The 23388-nt window shown below is 72.0% G+C and carries 17 protein-coding genes and 1 pseudogene; 5 read left to right on the top strand and 13 right to left on the bottom strand.

Translation table 11 applies throughout. From position 1 onward, the window contains the following. Positions 1–33: 33 nt before the first annotated feature. Entirely contained in the window at positions 34–1950 is a 1917-nt protein-coding gene (locus O7610_RS21635) for a hypothetical protein (RefSeq protein WP_289211710.1), read from the bottom strand. A gap of 430 nt (positions 1951–2380) precedes the next feature. On the opposite strand from O7610_RS21635, the gene dnaB reads away from it, so the two are divergent. Next, positions 2381–4723, top strand: coding sequence for a replicative DNA helicase (gene dnaB / locus O7610_RS21630; RefSeq protein ID WP_281552318.1), 2343 nt, complete (start codon positions 2381–2383; stop codon positions 4721–4723). Positions 4724–4806: 83 nt separating this feature from the next. On the opposite strand, the gene O7610_RS21625 is transcribed toward dnaB, so the two are convergent. The 6 genes from O7610_RS21625 to O7610_RS21600 form a co-directional block, all read right to left on the bottom strand. Continuing rightward, positions 4807–5175 carry a TFIIB-type zinc ribbon-containing protein gene (locus tag O7610_RS21625; RefSeq protein ID WP_289211709.1) on the bottom strand — a complete coding sequence of 123 codons (369 nt, stop codon included), beginning with the start codon at positions 5173–5175 and terminating at the stop codon, positions 4807–4809. Positions 5176–5200: 25 nt separating this feature from the next. Beyond that, complete coding sequence (locus O7610_RS21620; protein WP_289211708.1) at positions 5201–5833, bottom strand: phosphoribosyltransferase; 633 nt, start codon at positions 5831–5833, stop codon at positions 5201–5203. A gap of 97 nt (positions 5834–5930) precedes the next feature. Continuing rightward, positions 5931–6302, bottom strand: a complete 372-nt coding sequence (locus tag O7610_RS21615) for a fluoride efflux transporter FluC (RefSeq protein ID WP_281552315.1) — start codon at positions 6300–6302, stop codon at positions 5931–5933. A 28-nt stretch (positions 6303–6330) separates the two neighbouring features. Further along, positions 6331–6753 (bottom strand): fluoride efflux transporter FluC, encoded by a 423-nt coding sequence (locus O7610_RS21610; protein WP_281555768.1) that lies wholly within the window; start codon positions 6751–6753, stop codon positions 6331–6333. After that, complete coding sequence (locus O7610_RS21605; RefSeq protein ID WP_281555767.1) at positions 6753–8102, bottom strand: glycosyltransferase 87 family protein; 1350 nt, start codon at positions 8100–8102, stop codon at positions 6753–6755. Before O7610_RS21605 ends, O7610_RS21610 begins: the two co-directional genes overlap by 1 nt. 112 nt (positions 8103–8214) lie before the next feature. Next, positions 8215–10749 (bottom strand): putative bifunctional diguanylate cyclase/phosphodiesterase, encoded by a 2535-nt coding sequence (locus O7610_RS21600; RefSeq protein WP_281552314.1) that lies wholly within the window; start codon positions 10747–10749, stop codon positions 8215–8217. 483 nt (positions 10750–11232) lie between these two features. Between O7610_RS21600 and moaC the strand changes: the two genes are divergently transcribed. From moaC to O7610_RS21580, 4 genes are all read left to right on the top strand, one after another. Beyond that, positions 11233–11724 carry a cyclic pyranopterin monophosphate synthase MoaC gene (moaC, locus tag O7610_RS21595; protein ID WP_289211707.1) on the top strand — a complete coding sequence of 164 codons (492 nt, stop codon included), beginning with the start codon at positions 11233–11235 and terminating at the stop codon, positions 11722–11724. Beyond that, positions 11697–12203 carry a MogA/MoaB family molybdenum cofactor biosynthesis protein gene (locus O7610_RS21590; protein WP_281555766.1) on the top strand — a complete coding sequence of 169 codons (507 nt, stop codon included), beginning with the start codon at positions 11697–11699 and terminating at the stop codon, positions 12201–12203. Before moaC ends, O7610_RS21590 begins: the two co-directional genes overlap by 28 nt. Before the next feature lie 73 nt (positions 12204–12276). Further along, entirely contained in the window at positions 12277–13539 is a 1263-nt protein-coding gene (locus O7610_RS21585; RefSeq protein WP_475049744.1) for a molybdopterin molybdotransferase MoeA, read from the top strand. 26 nt (positions 13540–13565) lie between these two features. Then, complete coding sequence (locus O7610_RS21580) at positions 13566–13973, top strand: molybdenum cofactor biosynthesis protein MoaE (RefSeq protein ID WP_289213663.1); 408 nt, start codon at positions 13566–13568, stop codon at positions 13971–13973. A gap of 52 nt (positions 13974–14025) precedes the next feature. On the opposite strand, the pseudogene O7610_RS21575 reads toward O7610_RS21580, so the two are convergent. The 6 genes and pseudogenes from O7610_RS21575 to O7610_RS21550 all read right to left on the bottom strand — a co-directional run. Beyond that, positions 14026–15510: pseudogene (locus O7610_RS21575) on the bottom strand (glycosyltransferase 87 family protein); the annotation flags it as partial. 247 nt (positions 15511–15757) lie between these two features. Beyond that, on the bottom strand, positions 15758–16324 hold the full coding sequence (locus O7610_RS21570) for a DoxX family membrane protein (protein WP_281552311.1): 567 nt from the start codon (positions 16322–16324) through the stop codon (positions 15758–15760). 91 nt (positions 16325–16415) lie between these two features. After that, a complete protein-coding gene (locus tag O7610_RS21565; protein WP_281552310.1) occupies positions 16416–17720 on the bottom strand; it encodes an ATP-binding protein in 1305 nt (434 codons plus the stop codon). A 189-nt stretch (positions 17721–17909) separates the two neighbouring features. Next, on the bottom strand, positions 17910–18680 hold the full coding sequence (locus O7610_RS21560; RefSeq protein WP_281552309.1) for an LppU/SCO3897 family protein: 771 nt from the start codon (positions 18678–18680) through the stop codon (positions 17910–17912). 145 nt (positions 18681–18825) lie between these two features. Continuing rightward, positions 18826–19791 carry an LppU/SCO3897 family protein gene (locus O7610_RS21555; RefSeq protein ID WP_281552308.1) on the bottom strand — a complete coding sequence of 322 codons (966 nt, stop codon included), beginning with the start codon at positions 19789–19791 and terminating at the stop codon, positions 18826–18828. A gap of 196 nt (positions 19792–19987) precedes the next feature. After that, positions 19988–23311, bottom strand: a complete 3324-nt coding sequence (locus O7610_RS21550) for a UvrD-helicase domain-containing protein (protein WP_475049749.1) — start codon at positions 23309–23311, stop codon at positions 19988–19990. Positions 23312–23388 lie beyond the last annotated feature (77 nt).

Here is a 23388-nt window from a genome sequence, read left to right as displayed (position 1 = left end):
CGGGGATCCGGGACCCGCCCGGTAGATCCGGCGTCAGCCGATCGGTTGGCCGGTGATAGCGCTGGCGAGTACGGTCGACATGCCGCCGCCGATCACCGCCGCCGCCAGGCCGACACTCGAGGCGCGCCACGTGCCGCTGACCCACCTGATCGTCACCGCCAGGACCAGCGAGATCATCAACGCGTACGCGAAGGCCGGAGCAGCGGCCAGTAGCGAGTTGATCGCCTGTGCCCGAGCGGAGAGGCAGTCGCCGTCCACCCCGAGAACGCAGTCGTTGGTCGCCGGGGTGCCGTCCAGGGTGAGGCTCCAGATCAGAAACGCCACCACCGGCAGGGCGTACCAGGCAGCCGTGTACAGCAGCGAGGACAGATAGCCGCCCTGGTCGGCGTCGATCAGTTCGTCGTCGATCCGGTACGTCAACCGCCGCTGCGACGGGGGCTCGTACCGCGGCCGTGGTCGTTGCTCGGGCAGCACCCGGGAGCGGGGCGCGCTCGGCAGGGCGATCGGTGACCGGGGTGCCGAAGCCGGCGTCTCCACCCACCTGGGGTCGTCTGCGGCCAGCCGGGTCCCCGACCAGAAGGTGCCTTCCCGGCCCGGCTCGACCTGCGGCCACGGATCGACCGGCGGAAGGACGTCGGCGACGTCGCCGACCTCGGCCGCGCGTCTCTTGCGCGCCCCGGTGCGGCTACCGGCCGGCCAGCTCTCCGGGTCGTCGCCCCGGTGCCACTGATCGGTCTGGTCGCCGATCTCGCGCCAGCTGTCGACCGGTTCCGGGCGGTACGCCCCGCGGCCCAACTCCCGGGCCCGACGGGTGGGCGGCTGCGCCGGGCCCGCGCCGATCGCCCGCGGCGAGGACGCGGCCCGCGGCCAGGTGCCGGTCTCGTCGGTGAACTCCCGCCGGGGCGGTTCGATCTCGCGGCGGGCCGGCCGGTCCCATCGCCCGGCCTGGTCCGCCTCTCGCGGCCACCCGCCGGTGCGCTCGGCACCTCGCGGCCACCCGCCGGTGCGCTCGGCACCCCGGGACCATTCGCTGGTGTGGTCGGCACCCCGGGACCATTCGCTGGTGTGGTCGGCATCCCGGGACCATTCGCTGGTGTGGTCCGTCGCGCTGGACCATCTGCTGGCGGGCTCGTCGTCGCGTAGCCACTGCGCAGCGTGGTCGTCGTCGAGGCGACGCCGGATGTCGTCGCGGTCGCGCCGTCGGCGACCGGGCCGGTCAGCGTCGGACGGCTGGCCGCTACGACGAGACGATCGGCGACTGCGGCCGCCGTAACCCTCCCGGTCACCAGGGTCACCTGGATCACTCGGCGGCGTCGACCATCGAGCTGGCGCGCTCGACCAGGTCGCGGGCGGCGCGGTGGCTGGACCGTCCGGGTCGAGCGGACCTGCGCCCGACACCGGACCGGAACGACTATCGGGCGGCTCACGCCGCCAGCCCGCCGAATCGCCGGACACCGGGCTGCCGGAGATCGGGTCCTCGGCCGCGCGGCGCCGGCCCGGTGCCCGCCGAGGCCGGTCCCAGTCGTGGGCGTCGATCTCGGGCCCGGCCGCTGGCAGCGCCGGACGGTCACGGGACCGACGGCCCCGTACCGGCTGCTCAGGAATCTGCCACGATTCGTCGCGGTGCCGCCCGGCGTGGCCAGCCGGCGGATCCCGATGGACCGGCTCACCTGTTGGCGGGGTCGGGCCGGCGGGCAGCGCCCACCGGTCCGTAGCCGGGCTGCCCCGGTCGGCCTGGTGCCGCGCACCGTCGCGTCGGTCCTCGTAGCGGCCGCGTCGGTCCTCGTAGCGGCGCCGGCCGCGTGGTGCCTCGTCATCCTCGGTCGGGTCGTAGCGCTGCGGTCGACGAGAGCGTGTGACCGGGTCGGTATCGGTGTCGTCGGGCCACCGGGCAGCCGACCGCCGCTCGCGTGGAGGGCGGTCGCCGTACTCCCACTCCCGGTAGTCCACCGCCGGAGCCTCGCCCCTTCGCTATCGAGCCGTGATCGGCTGGGCCGGCGAATCAGTTCCCGCCCGATAGTAGCCGGTAGCCCGGCGGGCAGCCCGGTGCAGATTATTGTCCACCGGCTGTGGATCGCGAAGTCCCAGCTCAGAGGGCTTATCGCCGGCTTGGCGGCGAGTTTTCCACAGGCTGTGCACAAGGTTGTGCACAGCCTGCGCCATCCTGTCCACAGCTTGTCCAGAGGTTCATCCACCGCCGTGTTTGGGCATGCCGCCGCAAGTCCGTATCGTTTCCCGGAGCCCTCCCACGCCGATGCGACGCCCCCCGGTCGCCCGGTCCCTGGTGGGCCGACCGCAGGTCGTCGACGACGCACGAGCAGACGATGTCGTACCCGCGCAGTTGACTCGCGGCAGTGATGTAGTGAAGGGGGGCGCCCGGATGTCCATCACGGACGACCTGCAGACCGAGCCCCGGCCACCGGCCCGCCCGACCGGCCCGCCCGGCCCACCGGTTAAGCCACCCGGTCCGCCCACCGGCGGTGAGCCCTTCGACCGCACGCCGCCCCAGGATGTCGCCGCCGAACAGTGTGTCCTCGGCGGAATGCTGCTCTCCAAGGACGCCATCGCCGACGTCGTGGAGATCCTCAAACCGCATGACTTCTACCGCCCGATCCACGCCACGGTCTTCGACGCGGTGCTGGACCTGTACGGGCGAGGCGAGCCGGCGGACGCGATCACCGTCTCCGCCGCGCTCGCCAACTCGGGTGACCTCGGCCGGATCGGTGGTGCGCCGTATCTGCACACCCTGATCGCAAGCGTGCCGACTGCGGCCAACGCCTCCTACTACGCCAGGATCGTGGCCGAGCGCGCGGTGCTGCGCCGCATCGTCGAGGCCGGCACCAAGATCGTGCAGCTCGGGTACGGTTCGGCCGCCGGCGGTGGCCGGGACATCGACGACGTCGTCGATCTCGCTCAGCAGGCGGTATACGACGTCACGGAACGGCGGGTCAGCGAGGACTTCGCGGTCCTGGCCGACATGCTGCAGCCGACCCTCGACGAGATCGAGGCGGTAGGTGCCCAGGCCGGCATGATGACCGGGGTGCCCACCGGGTTCACTGACCTGGACCGGTTGCTCAACGGGCTGCACCCCGGACAGTTGATCATCGTCGCCGGCCGACCCGGCCTCGGCAAGGCGTTGGCGCTGGACACCCCGCTGCCCACCCCGACCGGCTGGACCACCATGGGTGAGGTCGTGGTCGGTGACCGACTACTCGACGCCACCGGTCGACCCACCACGGTCGTCGGCACCTCTGCCGTCCTGCTCGGCGGGCGGTCCTACCAGGTCGAGTTCTCCGACGGCTCGGTGATCGTCGCCGACGGTGACCACCTCTGGCAGGTGACGCATCGGCCCGCCGTGCCGGTACCGGTAGCGGCCGGCGCGGCGCTGGCTGCTGTCACCCCGGTGCCGGTCTCGGCCGCTCTGGCGTCGGCCGGCCGGTCCGGGCCACGACCGGCCCAGTCCGCACCTGCACGGTCCACCCAGGTACTGACCACCGAAGAGATCCTGGACCTGCTCGACCGGTCACCAGCGGAGCGCCCCGAGGTCACCGTCACGAACTGCCACGCCTTGGCGCTGCCCGACCGCGACGACCTGCCGGTGCCGCCGTACCAGTTGGGGGTCGATCTTGCCGGTGGTGACCCGGCTGCCGACCACCGCCAGGCCGACCGGCGAATCCCCGACGCGTACCTGCGCAGTTCCGAGCGGCAGCGGCGGGCGCTGCTGACCGGCCTGTTGGACACCGCCGGCACCCGCAACCCCGGCGGGCTGGACGAGTACCGGACCACTTCGCGTCTGATGGTTGAGACGGTACGCGAGTTGGTGGCGAGCCTCGGTCTGCACTGCACCGTGTCGGCAGGCACCGTCCAGGGCCGGATGACCTCGCCGTCCAGCGTCTACACGGTGACCATCCACACTCATGACGACCAGCAGCGACGGGTCACCTCGATCCGACCGGTCCGCAGCGTGCCGGTGCGCTGCGTCACCGTGGACAACCCTGACCATCTTTATCTCGCCGGCCGGACGATGATCCCGACGCACAACTCGACCGCATCGATGGACTTCGCCCGCAACGCGGCGATCCGGGCCGGCCACGCCAGCGCGATCTTCTCGCTGGAGATGAGCAAGGTGGAGATCGTCATGCGGCTGCTCTCCGCCGAGGCGAAGGTGCCGTTGCATGTCCTGCGCTCCGGCCAGCTCTCCGACGACGACTGGACGAAGCTGGCTCGTCGGATGGGCGAGATCAGTGAGGCGCCGCTCTTCGTCGACGACACGCCCAACATGAACCTGATGGAGATCAGGGCCAAGGCGCGGCGGCTTCGGCAGCGGCACGACCTGAAAATGATCGTCGTCGACTACCTGCAGCTGATGACCTCACCGAAACGCACCGAGAGCCGTCAGCAGGAGGTCGCGGATCTGTCCCGTGGGCTCAAACTGCTGGCCAAGGAGGTCGAGTGCCCGGTGATCGCGGTCAGTCAGTTGAACCGTGGCCCGGAGCAGCGTACCGACAAGCGGCCGCAATTGTCTGATTTGCGTGAGTCGGGGTCGATCGAGCAGGACGCGGACGTGGTCATTCTGTTGCACCGAGATGACTACTACGACAAGGAGTCGCCTCGGGCGGGCGAGGCGGACTTCATTGTCGCCAAGCACCGTAACGGGCCGACCGACACGGTGACTGTCGCCGCCCAGCTGCACCTCTCCCGGTTCGTCGACATGGCGATCTGAGCCACCTTGCCCGGGACGGCCGCCGCGCTGCCGGCCGCGCGGCGGCCCGGACCAGCGCAGTTCCGGACCGCCGGGGAACAGGCTCAGTCAAAGAGCTGGTTGAGAAAGCTCTTCTGCCGCTTGTGCCGGTAGTGTCCGTGGTAGCCGTGGTGCCCGTACGCGGGAGCCGGCGGGTAGGCCGGGGCCGGCGGCGGGTAGCCGGGCTGATGGTGCACCGGCGGTGGCGGCGGAGGCGGCGGATAACCGCCGGCCGGACTCGGTGCCGGGCGGGGTGGTTGACCCGACTGCTGGCCGCCGGCACCACCGTTCCAGGCTGCCTCCGCGTCCAGCAGTCGCTCCAGCTCGCCCCGGTCCAGGAAGATGCCGCGACACTCGGTGCACTGGTCGACGGTGATCCCACTGCGCTCGTACTGCCGCATGGCGCCGTGACACTTGGGACAGTTCATCTGCATGACTCGACGGTACCGGCTCCGATCCTCACCTGCCGACTGGCAACGCGGCGATCTCGTCGTCGGACACCTGGTGGAAATCCTGGTAGTAACGACCGACGGCGCGAAAGTCCGTCGGTCGCAGGGGGCAGACGACCTCGTCGACCACGGCTTGGAGCGTGGCGATCGCCTCGGCCGAGCCGACCGGCACCGCCAGCACCACCCGGTCCGCACCGAGGCTTCGACTCACCGCGACCGCCGCCCGGGCCGACGCGCCGGTGGCCAACCCGTCGTCAACCAGGACGGCGGTCCGGCCATGTAGGTCCAGCGGCGGCCGGTCGCCCCGGAACAGCTGCTCGCGGCGGCGCAACTCAATGGTCTCCTCGGCGGTTATCCGGGCGATCTGTCCCGGGTCGAGCTGGTCGGCGATCTCCGGGTTCAGCACCCGCACCCCGCCCGGCCCGATCGCGCCGAAGGCGACCTCGGCCGCCGACGGCAGGCCGAGTTTGCGGATGACCAGCACGTCGTACGCCACGTCGAGCTGGTCGGCGATCACCGCCGCGACCGGTGCCCCGCCCCGCAACAGCCCGAGGGCGACAACGTCCGGTCGTCCCCGCAGCTGCGCCAGCTGCCCGGTCAGCTGCTCCCCTGCGTCGCGGCGGTCCCGGTACTCCATCTCCATGTCTTCAAGGTGTACGCCGTTTCCCGCCCGCCCGCCGCGCGGTCGGCGGATTCCACACCGACGGTCGGCGTCACCCTTTCCACACCGACGGTCGCCGTCACCCGGCCAGGATGTCGCCGGCCAGGCGGCCGACCAGTAGCGCGGCGAATCCGGCCAGCAGGGTTCCGGTGGCGTAGCCGGCGGCCGTCCAACGCTCCCGGCCGGAGCCGCCGGCCAGCTGGACCACCTCGTAGGCGAAGGTCGAGTAGGTGGTCAGCGCGCCGCAGAGGCCGGTGGCGAGCAGCCGGGCCGGCCAGCCGCCCCCGGCCAGTCCGGCTCCGGCGAGCAGGCCGATCAGCGCGGCCCCGGCCAGGTTGACCAGGAAGGTGCCCCAGAAGCTGGGCCGGCCGAGTCCCACCACGACCCGGTCGGTGAGGTAGCGAACCAGCGCGCCGACCGCCCCGCCGCACATCACCAGGAGCAGACTCATCCCGTACCTTCCGAGCGGTCGGGGCAGGTCACCGGACCCGCCGCGCGAGCCGGTCGGCGAGCGGCCGGGCCGCCGCGCCGCCGAGCCAGACCGCGCCCAGCGCGCCCACCAGGGTGCCGAGCGTGTAGCCGCCGGCCAGCCAGGGCCGTCCGGCGGCGAGCAGGTCGGCGACCTCCAGGGTCTGGACCGAGAACGTGGTGAAGCCGCCGAGTACGCCGGCACCGAGGAACGGCCGGAGCAGCCGGTGCGGCCGGGGCACGGCGGTGACCACCCGCATCAGGACACCGATCAACGCGCATCCGACGAGGTTGGTGACCAGGGTCGGCCAGGGCGGTCCGGCTTCGACCGGGCCCGGCCAGCCGGCGGCGATGCCGAAGCGGGCGGCCGCCCCGACCGCGCCGCCGACTGCTACCGCGGCGAGGACCAGCGGTGCCGTCGATCCCCGGGGCATCACCGGCCTGGCCCGTACGGCGGCAACGGCTCGTCACGGTCCGGCGCGAATGCCTGCGCCTGCACCTCGGCGACCCGGAGCACGGGGACCCAGCTGAACAGGGCGACCGGGTAGAGCAGGTAGCCGAACCGGGTCGACGGCAGCAGCAGCGTCGCGGCCAGCAGGCCGAGGCCGCAGATCAGGGCCGCCGCGGCGGCGGTTCGCGGCGGCCGGCGGACCAGCCGTACCGCGATGGCCAGCCCGACGGCCAGCAGCAACCCGCCAGCGACGATCCGCCCGCCGGGCATCCAGGTGGAGATCAGCATGCCGGGCAGCGGCGAGGCAGCCGGACTGGAGACCATGCCGGCACCGAGTGGGAAGCCGAGCACGTTGTGGATCAGCGCGGCGTGGTCGACCACCGCCACCGGCACCAGGGCGAGCAGCGGCAGGGTGATCCCGCCAGCCGCGACCCGCCCCACGGCCCGTCGATCGCGGGTGGCGGCGTGGCAGAGCAGCACCAGCAGGATCGGCCAGGCGAACAGCTTGAGCGCGGCCGCCGCGCCGATGGCCGTCCCCGCCGCCGCGTACCGGCCGCCGGTGCAGAGCACCAGGGCGAGCAGGGCGAGGGCCAGCACCGGCAGGTCGTCGCCGCCGGTGCTCATGGCCAGCGCGGCGATCGGCAGTACGGTGCTGAGCTGAGCGGCGCGCACGAGTACCCGATCGCCGGCCGGGCCGGCACGGCGGCGCGCCAGGGCGAGGGCCGCGGCCAGGGCGGCGACGGTGGCGACGGCGAACCAGATCCGGGCGTCGGTCCACCAACCGGTGCCGGCCAGCGCCCGGGGCAGCCCGAAGATCGCCATCCCGGGCTGGTACGGCAGGTAGCCGAGCAGCCGTTCGTCCGCCGGCAGCGCCGCGATCTGCTGTTCGGACAGGTACGGGCTGCCGTCGGCGAGTAGCCGGGAGGCGCCGCCGTCGTCGACCACAACCACCTCTTCCTGGGCCCGGTCGGTGCGTCCATCGGCCCGCTGCTCGGCCTGCATGACCAGGGGCACCGCGACCACCGCCGCCCAGGTGACTCCGGTCAGCCACGCGCGGGCGGCGCCGCCGGTCAGCCACGTCCGGGTGGCCCTGCCGGTGGGCTGCCAATCGCCGGTGCCGCCGCCGGTCAGCCGCTGGCGGGCCGTGCGTCGGACGGCGAGTTGGCCGACCACGACGAGGGCGGCGGCCGCGTATCCGACAACGGCGACGGCCCCCCAGGCTCGGTGTGGGGCGAGAGTGGAGGCGACCGCCGTGACTGCCGCGAAGGCTGCGGAGAGCAGATAGAGCGTCAGGTCGCCGACGAGGCCACCGGCGCCCCGGTCCAGTTGCAGCCAGCGGCGGGCGGCGGCAGCCCGCCACCGCCGGGCCGGGCCAGCCGGGCGGCGCTGGCGAGCTGCGGATCCGGCCGCCGTGACGGTCACGCCGGCAAGTCTGACAGAACGGTCAGGCTGGCAGGTGCGGTACCTTCTCGTTCCGGTGCCGTTGGCCGGCCCGGCGGGTCTGGCCGATCCGGATCACGGCGCCTTCGTCGTGCAGTGGACTGGCCAGGTTGCCGGGGCGGCCGCCGGAACCGCACTGCAGCGCGGTGAGCAGCCGGTGGGCCGGCATCGGTCGGGCGAACAGATGTCCCTGACCGGCGGTGCAGCCGATCGTCCACAGCGCGCGACGCTGTGGCTCGCTCTCCACACCCTCGGCGACGACGGCCAGGCCGAGGCTGCGGCCGAGGTCGACGGTCGACCGGACGACGGCGACCGCCTCGGAGGAGGTCTCCATGCTCATTACGAACGAACGCGCGATCTTGAGCTCGTGCACCGGCACCCGGGACAGCATGGACAGCGACGAGTAGCCGGTGCCGAACTCGTCCAGGGCGAGCCGTACTCCGGCGTCGCGGAGTTGGCCGAGCACCTGGTCGACCACTTCGAGCTGGCTGAGGGTGAGGGTCTCGGTGAGCTCCAGGATGAGCCGGTCGGGCGGGACGTCGTGGGCCTGCAACCGGGCCAGTACGGCACCGGGGAACCGCCGGTCGAGCAGGCTGCGCGGGGACAGGTTGACCGCGACCGGCAGCGCGAAGCCGGCTTCGTGCCAGGTGGCGGCGGCGATCAGGGACTGCTCCAGGACCGCGTCGGCGAAGGCGGGGAGCAGACCGGAGCGTTCGACGGTCTCCAGGAAGCGTTTCGGGTCGAGACGCCCCCGGTCGGGGTGCTGCCAGCGGGCGAGCGCCTCGGCGGCGATCACCTCCCCGGTGCCGAGGTCGACGATCGGTTGGAAGTCGACGTTGAACTCGTGCTGGGCGACCACCCGACGCAGGTCTCCGCCGAGCGCCAGCCGACCGACGTCGGCGGTGTCCCGGCTGCGGGCGTAGACGGCGGTCCGGCCGCCGGACCGCTTCGCCTGGTACATCGCCACGTCGGCGCGGCGCAGCAGTTCGGCCATTCCGCCGCTGCCCGGTGCGACGGCGATGCCGCCACTGGCCTCGACGTTCATCCGCATGCCGTCGAGTTCCATCGGTTCGCAGATCGCGGCGAGTAGCGCGTCCGCCCGGTGCGCGGCGATCGCGGGAGCCGGCAGTGTGGTCAGCAGTACGGCGAATTCGTCGCCGCCGAGCCGGGCGACCAGGTCACCGGGCTGCACGTTCGCGGACAGTCGCCGGGCGACCTGGATCAGCACCTTGTCGCCGGCGCCGTGGCCGAGCGTGTCGTTGATCTCCTTGAAGTGGTTGAGGTCGACGAGGAGCAGCGCGGTGATCCCGCTGGTGCGCCGGCTGCCGAGCAGTTCGACGCCGTGCTCCATCAACCGGCGCCGGTTCGCCAGCCCGGTGAGTTCGTCCTGTGCGGCCTCGCGGGCGTGCCGTTCGGCGACCTGGTTCAACTGCTGGTAGAGCGAGGCGTTGCGGACCGCCGTGCACAGCGCGGACGCGAAGGTACGCAGCGTGTAGTGCTCCCGGTCGGAGAACTTGACCGGCCCGGTCAGGCAGAGCCGCAGGGTGCCGACACTGAGGGTGCTGCCCGGACCGGCGAGCGGTACGGCGATCACGGTCCGCATGTGCGGGGTGGGGGCGCTGCCGGTGGGGCCGTCGTACTGCACACCGTCGCTGTTGCCCTGGACCAGCCGGGCAGGTTCGTTGAGTTCGACCTCGACCCGGTCGGTGGAGAACAGGTCGGCGGCCTGCACCACAGCGATGGACAGCACCGCGTCGAGGTCGACGACGTTGAGCGCGTCGGTGGCCCGGGCGAGCCGCTGCCAGGCCTGCTGGTCGTCGCGGGCCCTGGCATGTCCGGCGTAGGCAAGGTGGATGCAGAGCACGACCGGTGGGATCGTCACCAGCAGCCACTGGTCCGCCTTGAGGATCAGCAGGATGGCGACGATCAACGGGAACCGGATCACCGCGCTGGAGACCCGGAGTCCGAGGTTGTGCCGGAAGATGGCACAGAGCCCGGTTCCGGTGGCGCGGGCGATGACCGGGATGGTGAGCACCTCGTCGAGCACGACCGCCACTACATATGCGGTGACGAGTGGCCCGAAGAACGCCGCGCTGTAGATCGCCAGCTCCGGATCCCAGTTCAGCGTGTGCAGGCCGGCACCAGCGGCGGCGGCGACGAGCATGTTCTTCGCGACGGCGAAGATCGCCTTGATCCGGGCTATCCGTTGCACGATCATCGCGAGGCCGACACCGAGGCCGGTGCAGAGCACCACCAGGGTGGCGGGTGCCACCGCGAGTCCGACCAGGATGGCGACTTCGCTCCAGGCGATGGCGTGGGCCGTCGACCGGATACGGACGAACCATTTTACGGTGACCCCGACCGCGGCGAGGAAGATCAGGGCGGCGACGAGCGCCAATTCGTCGGGAGTGCTGACCAGTGACCCGGCGACAAGGTAGAGCGACGAGGCGCCGACGGCCACCGCACAAACGGCGACGAGACCGACGAGCAGCACCAGCTGCCGATCGGTCTCGTTGTCGCGTCGAACTATGCGGGTCACACCCGTTCCTGATCTTGTTGCGCTGCGTGTCCCGCAGAACTACTGCTCGTCATCGGTAGACGACAGTATCAGTACCATTCGTTGCTGCGCATGCTCTTCCCCTCCACTCGATTGGGCAGTTGTTGCTGCCGGCTCTTGCTGACAGGAGAACCATAGAGTTGCGATATGGCACTTGCATACGGATAAATGTCCATATGCGCATGATTAGTGAAGATGGCGGGAGTTTGTCACCGTTGGTTATTGATCGCCGACGGAATGCACTCGAACAGGTTCGCTCATAACCTTATGGATTCCTTAGGCATGCACGATTTGAGAGCTGTGGTAGGTATCCGCGAAGGTAATCCGGAAGTGCGGCTCGGTGGAGAAGTTGGGAGGTGACATCCGGGCCGGCAGGTCGCCGGTACCACCGGCCCGATGCCAACTCTGCCGCCAACCGTGGCGGTCGAGCCAGGGCCGACTGGTCTGCTCGATAGGCTCGTTCAGGTGACCGAGGTACCGAACCTGACCCATGTCGATGAGACAGGCGCCGCGCGGATGGTGGACGTCACCGCCAAGCCGCCGAGCGTCCGCCGTGCCGTGGCAGCGGGACGACTGCGTACCACCGGCGAGGTCATCGAACTGCTGCGCCGCGACGGCCTACCCAAGGGCGACGCGCTGGCCGTCGCCCGGATCGCCGGCATCATGGGTGCCAAGCGCACCCCCGACCTGATCCCGCTGTGCCATCCGATCGCGCTGCACGGTGTGGTCGTCGACCTGGCGCTGACCGCGGACTCCATCGAGATCACCGCGACGGTGCGGACCGCCGACCGGACCGGGGTCGAGATGGAGGCCCTCACCTCGGTCGCCACCGCCGGGCTGACCCTGATCGACATGATCAAGGCAGTCGACCCGGCCGCCGTGCTGGACGACGTCCGGCTGCTTTCCAAGGAGGGCGGCAAGACCGGCGACTGGCACCGCCCGGCGGGCCGGTCGTGAGCCCGCATGCCCGGGTGGTGGTCGCCTCCAACCGCGCCGCCGCCGGCGTCTACTCCGACACCAGCGGTCCGCTGCTGGTCGCTGGCCTGCGTGACCTCGGCTGCCAGGTCGACGAACCGTTGGTCGTCGCCGACGGCGAACCGGTGACGCAGGCGCTGCGCCGGGCGGTCGCCGACGGGGTCCATCTGGTCGTGACCAGCGGCGGCACCGGAATCACCCCTACCGACCGCACCCCGGAGGCGACCCGCTCGGTGCTCGACTACGAGATCCCGGGGATCGCCGAGGCGATCCGGGCGGTCAGCCGGTCGGCGGTGCCGACGGCAGCGCTGTCCCGGGGCATCGCCGGGGTTGCCGGTCGTACGTTGATCGTCAACCTGCCCGGCTCCACCGGCGGTGCCCGCGACGGCCTGGCCGTGCTCGGGCCGATCCTGCGCCACGCACTCGACCAGTTGGCCGGCGGCGACCACCCCCGCAGTTGACGCCACCGCACCCCGGCCCGGTCGACGCCACCGGCACCCCCGGCCGTGGCCGGCCGGCGGATAGGCTCGGCCGGTGAGCGCCGAACCGACGACCGGCACGGCCGCCCCGGCCGCCGGGCATCCACCTGTCGACTGGGGGCAGGCCCGCGCCCTGGTGCACGCCGCCGGCCGGGCCGCCCGCCGCCCGCCGGTCCGGCTGCCGTTGCCGCAGGCCGACGGGACCACCCTCGCCGGGCCGCTGACCACCCTGACCGACCTGCCGGCCTTCCGCACTGCCAGCGTCGACGGCTGGGCGGTACGCGGCGGCGCCCCGTGGCGGGTGGTGGGCCGGGTGCTGGCCGGCGGAGTGCCGCCGGAACTGTCCGACGACGGCACCGCGGTGCAGATCGCCACCGGCGCGATGGTCCCTGCCGGGGCCACCAGCGTGCTGCGGGTCGAGGAGTCGACGCGCGACGACACCGGACTGGTACGCGGCGAGCCGCGGCCGCAGCCGGAGTGGCGCTCGCCCGGCGAAGAGGCGTCGGCCGCCGAGGAGCTGCTGCCGGCCGGTACGCCGGTCGACCCCGGGGTGATCGGCCTCGCCGCCTCCTGCGGCTACGACGATCTGCCGGTGTATCAGCGAATCCGGGCCGGCCTGCTGGTGTTCGGCGACGAACTGCTGACCACCGGGCCGCCCGGCGCCGGTCGGGTGCGCGACGCGCTCGGCCCGGCGGTGCCCGGATGGCTGCGCAGGTACGGCTGCGAACTGCCTGCCGAGGCGGTGACCGGGCCGGTCGCCGACACCCTCGCCGCGCACGTCGACGGGCTGCGGTCGGCGCTGGCCGGCGCCGATCTGGTCTGCACCACGGGCGGCACCATGCACGGCCCGGTGGACCACCTGCATCCGGCGCTGGCCGAACTCGGTGCCGAGTACGTGGTCAACACGGTCGCGGTCCGACCGGGGTTCCCGATGCTGGTCGCCCGGGTGACTGGTGCCGACGGGCGGGACCGGTTCGTCGCTGGGCTGCCCGGCAACCCGCAGTCCGCGATCGTCGCCCTGGCGTCACTGGTCGCGCCGCTGCTCGCCGGACTGCAGGGCAGGCCGCTGCCGACGCTGACCCGGTACCGGCTGGGGGCGGCGGTACCGGGCCGTGGCGACTTCACCCACCTTGCCCTGGTACGGGTCGATCCGGTGACCGGTACCGCGTACCCGTTGCGGCACGTCGGGTCGGCGATGCTGCGCGGGCTGGCCGCCGCCGCCGGCTTCGCGGTGATCCCGCCGGGCGGCAGCGGCCGCCCCGACGACGATGTGCCCGTCGTACCGTTGCCACTGCTGCCCGGGGAGCGTCTGCCGTGACCGTTCCAACCACCCGACCTTTTGTTCTGGTGTCAGTGACCTCGCAACCGCTCGACCTGGCCGCCCACGCGGCGGCGGTCGCCGACTCACGGGCCGGCGCGGTGGTCTCCTTTCAGGGCGTGGTCCGCGACCACGACCACGGCCGGTCGGTGCTCAGCCTGGAGTACGAGGGCCATCCCAGCGCCGAGGACGTGCTGCGGGAGGTCGCCGACGAGGTGGCCGCCGATCCGGCGGTGCACGCCGTCGCCGTGTCACACCGGCTGGGGCCGCTTGCCGTCGGCGACGTGGCCCTGGTGGCGGCGGTCAGCACCGCGCACCGGGCGGCGGCCTTCGCCACCTGCGCCCGGCTCGTCGACGAGGCGAAGGCCCGGCTGCCGATCTGGAAGCGGCAGATTTTCGCCGACGGCACCGAGGAATGGGTCAACTGTCCCTGACCTGACCGGAGGTCCGGGCATCGGACTGCCTGGTGCCGGTCCGGGCATCGGCAAGCCCGGTGCCGGTCGGACCGGCCGGCTGGCGGTGCCGGATCTGCGGTCGCGGGTCGGTGTAGAACGCCGGTTCGGCTCCCGGCCGCCACGGCAGTGCCGCGACGAGCGTGATCAGTGCCAGGGCGAGCGAGTTTTCCATCAGTACGCCGAACAGACCGTCGTGGTAGTGCGAGACCTGTGGCAACTGGTGCTCGTACGGCCAGATCGGTGACACCAGGAAGAGCAGGTAGAGCGCGATCGCGGCGGTGGCGTGCCGCATCCCGGTGAGAGCGGGGAACCAGATCGGGGTCCGCAGGCCGGCCACGCCGCTGATACCGGCGCCAGTGGGCGGGTAGGTACGCCGCGAGATCAGCCCCTTGCTGGCGCTGCGTCGCCGCAGCGCCGCGTCGGCCAGCACGATGATCGCCGGGATCACGAAGACCAGGTGGTGCGACCAGCTGATCGGGCTGATCACGTTGGCGGTGAGGCCGATCAGGGTGAACGCGGTCAACTCGTCGCCGTCGGCGTGGGCGTGGGCGGCCCGGGACAGCCCGAGTGCCAGCAACAGCAGGGCGAAAGAGATCCAGAGCAGGCCGGGGGTCTCCATCGAGTCGTAGAGCCGGGCCAGCAGACCGGCCAGCGACTGGTTCGGGGTCATGTCCGACACCCCGACCCGGCCGGTGTCCCACAGCACCGAAGTGAAGTAGGTGGCTGACTCGTCGGCGGCGACGATCATCGCGCCGACGGTGACCGCGGCGGCGGTGCCGATCGCGGTGGCGGCCGCCCGCCACTGCCTGGTGATCAGCAGGTAGACGATGAACAGGGCGGGGGTCAGCTTGATCGAGCTGGCCAGACCGATGCCGGCGCCGGCCCAGATGCCGCTGAAGAAGATCCGGCGCAGTGGGCCGCCGGTGGCCAGCCGGTGCGACGTGGGCGCGGCGCGCCAGCGCAACGCGACCAGGTCGGCGATGATCAGGCCGAACAGCAGCAGGTTCACCTGCCCGTAGCCGAGGGTTTCCCGGGACGGTTCGATGGCCACCGCGAGGGGCACCGCGAGACCGACGGTGAACCAGCGCGGCCAACCGCAGCGGTCCGCGATCGGGCTGAGCAGCACCGCCAGCACGATGGTGAGGGCGGCGATACCGAATGCGATGTTGAGCCAGCCGGCGGTGATCATCGGAACAACCGCCATCGGCAGCATGGTGAGGCCGGCGAATGGCGGGTAGGTGAAGCCCAGGGTGGTTTCCGGCGCGATGAATGCGTACAGGTCGCCGCCGTTGGCCCACCACATGATCGCGCCGTGGTAGATGCGCATGTCGAAGAAGTTGTACGGTCGGCCGAACATGCCGATCGCATACCAGGCGGCGTAGCAGGTCAGCGCGACGAGGCCGATGCGCACGAGCGTGCCGCGCTCGACGTCACGTACCAGACGGCGCAGCGGTGCGAGACGACGCCGACCCAGCGGAGCGAGACGACGGACCCGGGAACGGACGTCCGCCACCATGATCTACCCACCCCCGGTCGTTGAGTGCAGAGTTGCCCCAGTGCCGGTCCGAGCCTAGAACGCATCGGCGTCCGGAGGCGGGCGCGTTACCCTACCGTGTCCGATCCCACACTAGTTCGCGATATTTCCACCTTGTTAACGCTGTGTGCTGTGTTCTATCTGTTTCGTGGTTTTCGGTGCCCAACTACGCGCTGAAGTCCGATTTTACCGGCCATCGATCGGGGTCGTCGTTCGGCGGATCTATCGGTCACCCGGGCAGTCGCCGGGCGGTGACGGCGGACCGGACCGCGATCCGGGCGTCCCGACGCGCCGAGTGCACCGCCCGGCGCACCGACTGCCGGCTCCGATGCATCGACCGCCGGCTCTGCCGGACGGCCCGGCTGGTCCGCCAGCGTAGGCCCGGTCGACCCTCAGTATCGGCCGCAGCGAGCAGCAGCCCGCCCAGAAGGCCCAGATTCTTGAGAAAGTGCACCTGATGGAGTTGTCGTTCGGTCGGTTCCGTCGCCGACCAGAACGGATGGCCGGTCACCGTGGTGGGCACCAGCGAGGCCGCCAGTACCGCCGCGGCCGGCCGGGTCAGCCGGCCGGTCGCCAGCAGCAGGCCACCGGCGAGCTGGGTGGCACCGTGCAGCCGGACCAGACTCTCGGTATCGGTCGGCAGCCGGGGCGCGGCCCGTTCGATCATCGGAGCGACCCGGTCGGTGACCGTCTTGGCCCGGTCGGCGTACGGTGCAGGGCTGGTCACCGCACGGGCGCCGCTAACGATGAAGATGCCGCTGAGCAGGGCGCGGGCAGTGGTGCGTACGGGTCTCATGCTCCTTGTCATACCCGGTTGGGCGGTCTGTTACCCGGCAAACCGGTGAGCTGTCGGGTAGCGGCGGGGTGCCGGGCCGCACCGGGCGTGGTCAGCCGGGCTGGGTGCGCAGGTAGCGGCCGAAGTGCGGCACGGTGAACGCGACCGTGCCGCGCTCGCCCGAGTAGATCAGCCCCTTCTTGATCAGGGCGTCCCTGGCCGGCGACAAGCTGGCCGGTTTCCGGCCGAGGGACCGGGCGATCTCGGCGGTCGACACCGCCGGGTCGATGTCCGCCGTCGCCGCCGGGTCCGGCGGTCCATCGCCCGTCTCGTCGTCGGCACCTTCGACGGCCGGTGCCGGGCCGTCCCCCGGGTCCGCGGAGGCGAGCACGGCCATCGCCCGCATGTACTCGCGCTCCGCCGGGGTAGCCCGTTCGAACCGGGACCCGAAGAACCCGACCGCGAGCTCCGCTTCCGCCTCCGGCGCGGCGACCCGCACGTCGGCGGCGGTGATCGGCGAGCGCGGGGCATGGTCCCAGGTCGCCTTGCCATAGGCCTGCACGAAGTACGGGTATCCGCCGGACTTGTCGTAGAGCAGGTCAAGGGCCTTCGCCTCGTACTCGACCTGCTCGCGGGCGGCCGGCGCGGTGAGCGCCTGGTCGGCGGCGATTCGGTCCAGCCGGTCGATTCGCTGGTAGCGGAACAGCCGTTCGGAGTAGGACTTGGCGGCGGAGAGCACCGCCGGCAGATGCGGCAGCCCGGCTCCGACGACGATCAGCGGCCCGCCGAGCTGCGACAACTCGTGACAGGCCGCACAGAGCGCGGAGACGTCGGTCGGGTCGACGTCCTGCATCTCGTCGATGAACAGCGCGATCCCGGTGCCGACGTCGGTGGCCACCGCGGCGGCGTCGGTGAACAGCTCCACCAGGTCGATTTCGATGTCGCCGGAGTCGGCCCGCCCGGTCGCCGCCGGCACGTCGATGCCCGGCTGCCAGCGGTCGCGCAGCCGAGGCTGCGCGTTGCCACGTCCGCCGGCGGCCGGCGGGTTCGCGCGTAGCGCGAAGGCCTTCAGTACGCCGAGAAAGTTGTCGATCCGCTCGGGTGCCCGGTGCCGGGGTGCGAGCTCGCGTACCGCCATGTGCAGGGCGGCGGCGACCGGGCGGCGCAGCGACTGGTCAGGCCGGGCCTCGATCTTGCCGGTGCCCCAGAGCCGGGCGATGGCCTGGGAACGGAGCGCGTTGAGCAGGACGGTCTTGCCCACCCCGCGTAGGCCGGTGAGCATCAGGCTGCGCTCTGGCCGGCCTCGGGCGACGCGTTCCAGGACCACGTCGAAGACGTCGAGCTCGCGGCCGCGACCGGCGAGTTCGGGTGGACGTTGGCCGGCGCCGGGGGCGTACGGATTCCGGATCGGATCCATGTCTGGCACCGTATCGGGCCGTCTAGCGTCTGCGCTAGAACCGGGTATAGGTCCCGATCGTGTCGGCCGACGTCCTGCCGGCCCCGCGGACGGCCCGTCCGCCGGGCCCTGCCCGACGGTCGACCAGTGACTAGGGCTCTCTAGCTGTCACGCTAGAGAGCCCTAGTCACTGGTCGAGAACGTCTCCGGTCAGAGCTCCTTCATGCAGAGCACGTAGTTGAGTACCTGCTCACCGGTGTCGTGCGTGTAGGTGGTGTCGGTGTCCGGGTGGCCGAAGATCGGATCGTCACAGCGCTCCGTGTCGGTGGTGAGCGGAATGCGGGACAGCACCTCGAAGGTGCCCGGCTCACAGGCCACCTTGCGCAGGACGGCGTCCTCTTCCGAACCGTCGTTGACCACACAGTCGCCCACCACGATCAGGTCGTCGCTGCCGCCGGGCAGCGGCGCCGAATCGGCGTCCTCGCCCTGCTGATCGTCGGGTGTGTCGGTCGAAACGTCCACCGTCGGCAGTTCCTCGCCGGCGGTCGAGGTGCTGCTGTCGGTCAGCGCGAACAACCCGATCACACCGCAGCCGCAGAGCAGCAGCAACAACACCACCGCGCCGATCACCAGCCCGATGATGAGCCCGGTGCGGGACTTCTTGGGCGGTGGGGCACCGGGCATCCCGGGCGGCGGCGGACCCCAACCCGGTAGCGGTGGCGGTGGGAAGCCACCACCCGATCCGGGCGGTGGCGGGTAGCCACCGCCACCCGAGGTCGGCGGTGGTGGGTAGGCGCCGCCACCGGAAGTCGGCGGTGGGTAACCGCCGGGCTGGTACGGCGAGGAGTAGGGCGTGGTCGGATCAGGGGCACCGGAGCCCGGAGGCGGGTATCCGGAACCCGGGGGCGGGTAACCGGACTGACCGGCGGGGTCGTCGGGCTGTCCCGGACCGGGGTAGCCCGGCGGACCGTAGCTGGACATGATCTCCCTAGCGTCGTCGCTGGATCAGACGGGGCGCTGCCCGCCTGGCACGGATCTCACCCGCCGGGCAGGGGTCCAGCGGATCAACTGTGCTACCGGAACGGTAACCAACGGCTGCCATCCGGCGGCAGCCTCACCGGTCAGTTCACCGCTGCCTGAGACAGAGCACGAAATCCAGGGCGTCCAGCTGGCTGTTGAAGAAGTACCAGTTGGTATAGCCCTCGACGTCCGCGCACTTGGTCTTCGCGTCGTCTTCGCCGTCGGTGACGCCATCGAAGCGGGCGAGCACCTCGTACGCGCCGGGGTCACAATCCGTGATCGTGAGCACCGGCGTCTCCTCCTCCGCCTCGGCATCGTTGCGGACACACTGCCCCACGTCGACGAACCGGGCGTCGTTCGACGAGGTCGGTGTCGGAGTGGGGCTCGGCTGGTCGGCCTCAGCCGTCGGCTCGGGTTGCTCCGACGGGGCTGCGGACGGTGCGGCGTCCGGCTCGGAGGTCGGTGCCGTCAACTCCACCCCGGTGTCCGGCGTCTCGTCGCGGGTCAGAACGTAGATGCCGGCCGCGCCGCCGCCGCAGAGCAGCACCGTCAGACCCATCAACACGGCGAGCAGTCCACCGCTCAACCCACCACGCCCGGAACGGCGTGGCTCTGCAGCCGGCTCCCACGCTGGTGCCGGGCCCGGCTGCTGCTGGCCGCCGTCGGGGTACGGCTGCTGGCCCCCGCCCGGCTGCTGCCACGGCTGACCCCCGCCCGGCTGCTGCCACGGCTGGTCACCGCCGGACTGCTGCCACGTCTGGTCGTCGGCCCCGGCCCAGCGCTGGGCAGGTTGGGTCGGCGAATGCCAGCTCTGGTCGCCGGCCGACGTGTGCTGCCCGTACCCCTGCCAGTCGGGAGCGGCGGGCGGAGGCTGCCCGGTCGGCCAGTCCGGCTGTGCGCCGCCGTGCCACTGCTGGCCTGGTGCCTCGGTAGGCGCGTCACCCCAGGGTCCAGGCGGTCCGCCCCAAGGATCGGACGGCTCCCGGTACGGCTCCGACGGCTGCCGATGCTCGGGCCACCGGTCTGGCTGCTCACCCGGGTACGGCCCGCCGGGCGGTCCGTATTGCGACATTTCCTGTCCTCCTGCGCGGCGGTTCCGGCCCCGGCTGTCCGCTCGGGTCGGCGATGACAGACGTCACCGTAGCGTGAGCACCCCAGCAGCTCACCTCCCCGAAGCGCGCCAACCGTCGGCCAACCGCATGATGGTCCGACGCTGCACCAGGTCCGGCGGTCGCGAGTGACCGGGCCGGCGGCGGTCTGACCAGCCCCTACAGCAGGCGCAGCTGGCGGTCCTTGGGACGGCGCGGCCCTTCGTCGCCGAGCCGGTCGAACAGCCCCGCGTCGATCGCGTCCAGGAACGGCGTCGGCCGGGTCTCCCGCTCGCTGCCATGCCGGACCCGGCGGCGGGCGTGCGAGAGGTAGAGCCGGTCCTGGGCCCGGGTCAGGCCGACGAAGAACAGCCGCCGCTCCTCGGCGACGTCGTCGTCGGTCGGCGTAGCACCGGGGAAGCGCAGCGGTAGCAGGCCGTCCTCACAGCCGACCAGGAAGACCACCGGAAACTCCAGGCCCTTCGCCGCGTGCAGGGTGAGCAGGGTCACCGCCTCGGCCCGTGGGTCCAGCGCGTCCACCTCGGCGCCGGTCTCCAGCTGGGACAGCAGCATCGGCAGGTCGTCGCCGCAGCGGCGGGCCAGCGGGGTGAGCAACTCCACGGCAGACCAGATGTCCGGCGGCGACAGCTGCGGCCCGGCTGGCAGGTCCAGCGTCGGCGTGGTGAGCCGGTCGGCCAGCACCTGCCCGGCGAGCCGGACCCGGGCGGCCAGCGAACCGTCCAGCCCGCCACCGGCGTGCCGTAGCTCGCGGGCGATCGCCGTCACCCCCGGCCGGTCCCGCAGCCGGTTGTGCGACCGCTTCTGCACCGGGACACCGGCCCGGGTCAGTGCGTCCACGATCGGGCCGGACTGCGCGTCAGTGCGGTACAGCACGGCGATGTCGGAGAACGACACCGACGACGTCTGCCCGTCGATCCGCCCGGAATCCAACGAGCGGTGCGAGATCCCGCCGACCAGTTCGTCGACCGTACGCACCACAAACGTCGCCTCGTCGGCGGCCGTGCCGGCCGGGTAGAGCCCGATCAGCGGTGCCTGCGGATCGAGTCGGGCCGGCTCCAGCCGCCGGCCGCGGACGAGCGAACTGGGCGTGATGGCCTGCACGGCGGCGGCCAGGATCGGCGCCGCCGACCGGTAGTTTCGGGCCAGCCGGACCAGCCGGGCGTCGACGAAGTCCTCCGAGAAGCGCAGGAAGTAGCGAACGTCGGCCCCCCGGAACGAGTAGATTGCCTGGTCCGGGTCGCCGATCGCGCACAGGTTGCCGTCCGCCGGGCTGAGTAGCCGCAGCAGCTCGTACTGGTCGGCATCGACGTCCTGGTACTCGTCGACGAAGATCCACCGCCAGCGGTCCCGGTAGCGGGCCACCAGCTTCTGGTCCTCGCGCAGCAGCCGCAGCGGCAGGGTGACCAGCTCGTCCAGGTCGACCAGGCCGGCCGCGCGCAGCAGCTTGGCGTACGTGGCGTCGTCCTCGCCAGCCTCGGCGCGGGCCAGCTCCCGCTCGGTGTCGTCGGCGATGCGCAACGTCGCCGGCAACCCGGCCGCCTTCGGGTTCTCCCGCAGGATCGTCAACCCCAGCGAGTGGAAGGTGGCCACGGTGACGTCCTCGGCCACCGGGCCGAGCAGTCCGTCGAGCCGGTGGCGAAGCTCCTCGGCGGCCCGGCGGGTGAAGGTGATCGCCAGGCAGCGCTCCGGAAAGACGTTCAGCTCGGCGCACAGGTACGCGATCCGGTGGGTGAGCGTCCGGGTCTTGCCGGTACCCGGCCCGGCGACGATCAGCAGTGGCCCGCCCGGCGCGGACGCGGCGACCCGCTGCATCGCGTCGAGTCGGTCCAGCAGTCCGGTGCCGACCTCCTCCATGCCGGCCAGCATCGGCTCGAACGGCTCGTGCGGCGACGGCGTCGGTGGCGGCGGGATCGGCGGTGCCGCCGGCTCCTGCCCGGACCGCCCGGACCGGCCCGGCCGCGTCGGCCGCCCACCGGAACCGGACCGGCCGGCCCCGGCCCTGGACTGTCCGGTCCCGGCCCTGGACTGTCCGGTCCCGGCCCTGGACTGTCCGCCGCGTCGGACACCGGCCGGTGCCGGTTCGTCGGCGGCCATCGGCCCGTCGGCCGGGCGCTGCGCCGGCACGGGTACGTCGAACAGCGCCTCCGGCTGACCGGCACCACCGCCGGCGGCCAGTTCCCCGGGCGCGAAGAGGGTGATCACCCCGTACTCGCCGTCGTAGCCGGGCACCCGGCGGACCTCGCCGCGACGCAGCCGGGTGATCGCCTCACCGAGCAGTTCGCCGCCGACCCGCCGGATGTCGTCCACCGGCACCTTGGTCAGGATGTCCAGTTCGGGGCCGAGCGCGGCGACCAGGTTGACCACCTGGCCCTCGACGGTCTTCGACCGGGCACCGACCCGGTTGATCTCACCGACGATCTCCGGCAGCGCCACCAGGTGGGTGACCTGCTTGGCGTTGGCCGGCCGGTGCCCGTGCGGCCGGTCGGCGAGATCCTCGACCCGGCTGAGCACCCCGACGGTGAGCGGCTTGCCGCACTGCGGGCAGCGACCGGCGGCCTGTCGGGTCTGCTCCGGGGCCCAGTTGACGCCGCAGTTGCGGTGCCCGTCGGCGTGGTACTTGCCCTCCTCGGGGAAGAACTCGATGGTGCCGACCAGCCCGTCGCCGGTGCGCAGCGCCTCACGTACCGCGTAGTAGTCGAGCGCGCTGTCCAGCACGGTGGCCTCCCGGGCCAGCGCCGGCGGCGAATGCGCGTCGGAGTTCGACACCAGTTGGTAGCCGTCGAGGCTGGACACCCGCCAGTTCATCGCCGGATCCGACGACAGCCCGGTCTCGACGGCGAAGATGTGCCCGGCCAGGTCGGCGTAGCAGTCGGCGATCGCGTCGAAGCCGGACTTGGAGCCGAGCGCGGAGAACCACGGCGTCCAGATGTGCGCCGGCACCAGGTAGCCGTCCGCGCTCGCCTCCAGGGTGATCTCCAGCAGGTCGCGGGAGTCCAGCCCGAGGATCGGCCGGCCGTCGGAGCCGAGGTTGCCGATCCGGCCCAGCGCCGTGTTGAACCGGGCCACCGCGTCCAGGTCCGGAAGGTAGATGAGGTGGTGCACCTTGCGGGTCCGGTCCCCGCGCTTGTAGATCGTCGAGATCTCGACGCTGAGCATGTACCGCACCGGGTTGGTCTCGGCCTCGCTGGCCAGCCGGGACGGCAGCCGGCGGGCGACGTCCCGCTCGGCCTCCGGGCTGAGCCGGTACAGGCCCGGCTCGGCCGGGCGCAGCGACTCCCGTAGATGCTCGAACCACGCCGGGTGGGTGAAGTCACCGGTGCCGAGCAGGCTGACGCCCTTGCGCCGGGCCCACCAGGCCAGGTTCGACATGTTCAGGTCCCGGCTGCAGGCACGCGAGTACCGGGAGTGGATGTGCAGGTCGGCGATGAAGGGCCCGGGTCCCGTGGCGGAGCCGGGAGAGGGCACGGCGCGGTACGGGGGCACGCCGCATCCTGTCATGTGACCGGGCCGCCCGGCGTGTCGCCACGCGCGGAAACCCGCGAGACGTGACTCTCACTCGC

Origin of the sequence: Solwaraspora sp. WMMA2065 (assembly GCF_030345075.1) — a bacterium.
Classification (GTDB): Bacteria; Actinomycetota; Actinomycetes; order Mycobacteriales; family Micromonosporaceae; genus Micromonospora_E.
Note: the sequence above shows the minus strand (reverse complement) of the source record. Positions and strands in the feature narration are given on the sequence as shown.

Coding starts and splice junctions, on each gene's coding strand:
- O7610_RS21625 (WP_289211709.1), bottom strand. CDS start 5,175: ATGCAGATGAACTGTCCCAAGTGTCACGGCGCCATGCGGCAGTACGAG.
- O7610_RS21570 (WP_281552311.1), bottom strand. CDS start 16,324: ATGAGACCCGTACGCACCACTGCCCGCGCCCTGCTCAGCGGCATCTTC.
- O7610_RS21620 (WP_289211708.1), bottom strand. CDS start 5,833: ATGGAGATGGAGTACCGGGACCGCCGCGACGCAGGGGAGCAGCTGACC.
- O7610_RS21555 (WP_281552308.1), bottom strand. CDS start 19,791: ATGTCGCAATACGGACCGCCCGGCGGGCCGTACCCGGGTGAGCAGCCA.
- O7610_RS21610 (WP_281555768.1), bottom strand. CDS start 6,753: ATGCCCCGGGGATCGACGGCACCGCTGGTCCTCGCCGCGGTAGCAGTC.
- O7610_RS21615 (WP_281552315.1), bottom strand. CDS start 6,302: ATGAGTCTGCTCCTGGTGATGTGCGGCGGGGCGGTCGGCGCGCTGGTT.
- O7610_RS21565 (WP_281552310.1), bottom strand. CDS start 17,720: ATGGATCCGATCCGGAATCCGTACGCCCCCGGCGCCGGCCAACGTCCA.
- O7610_RS21560 (WP_281552309.1), bottom strand. CDS start 18,680: ATGTCCAGCTACGGTCCGCCGGGCTACCCCGGTCCGGGACAGCCCGAC.
- dnaB (WP_281552318.1), top strand. CDS start 2,381: ATGTCCATCACGGACGACCTGCAGACCGAGCCCCGGCCACCGGCCCGC.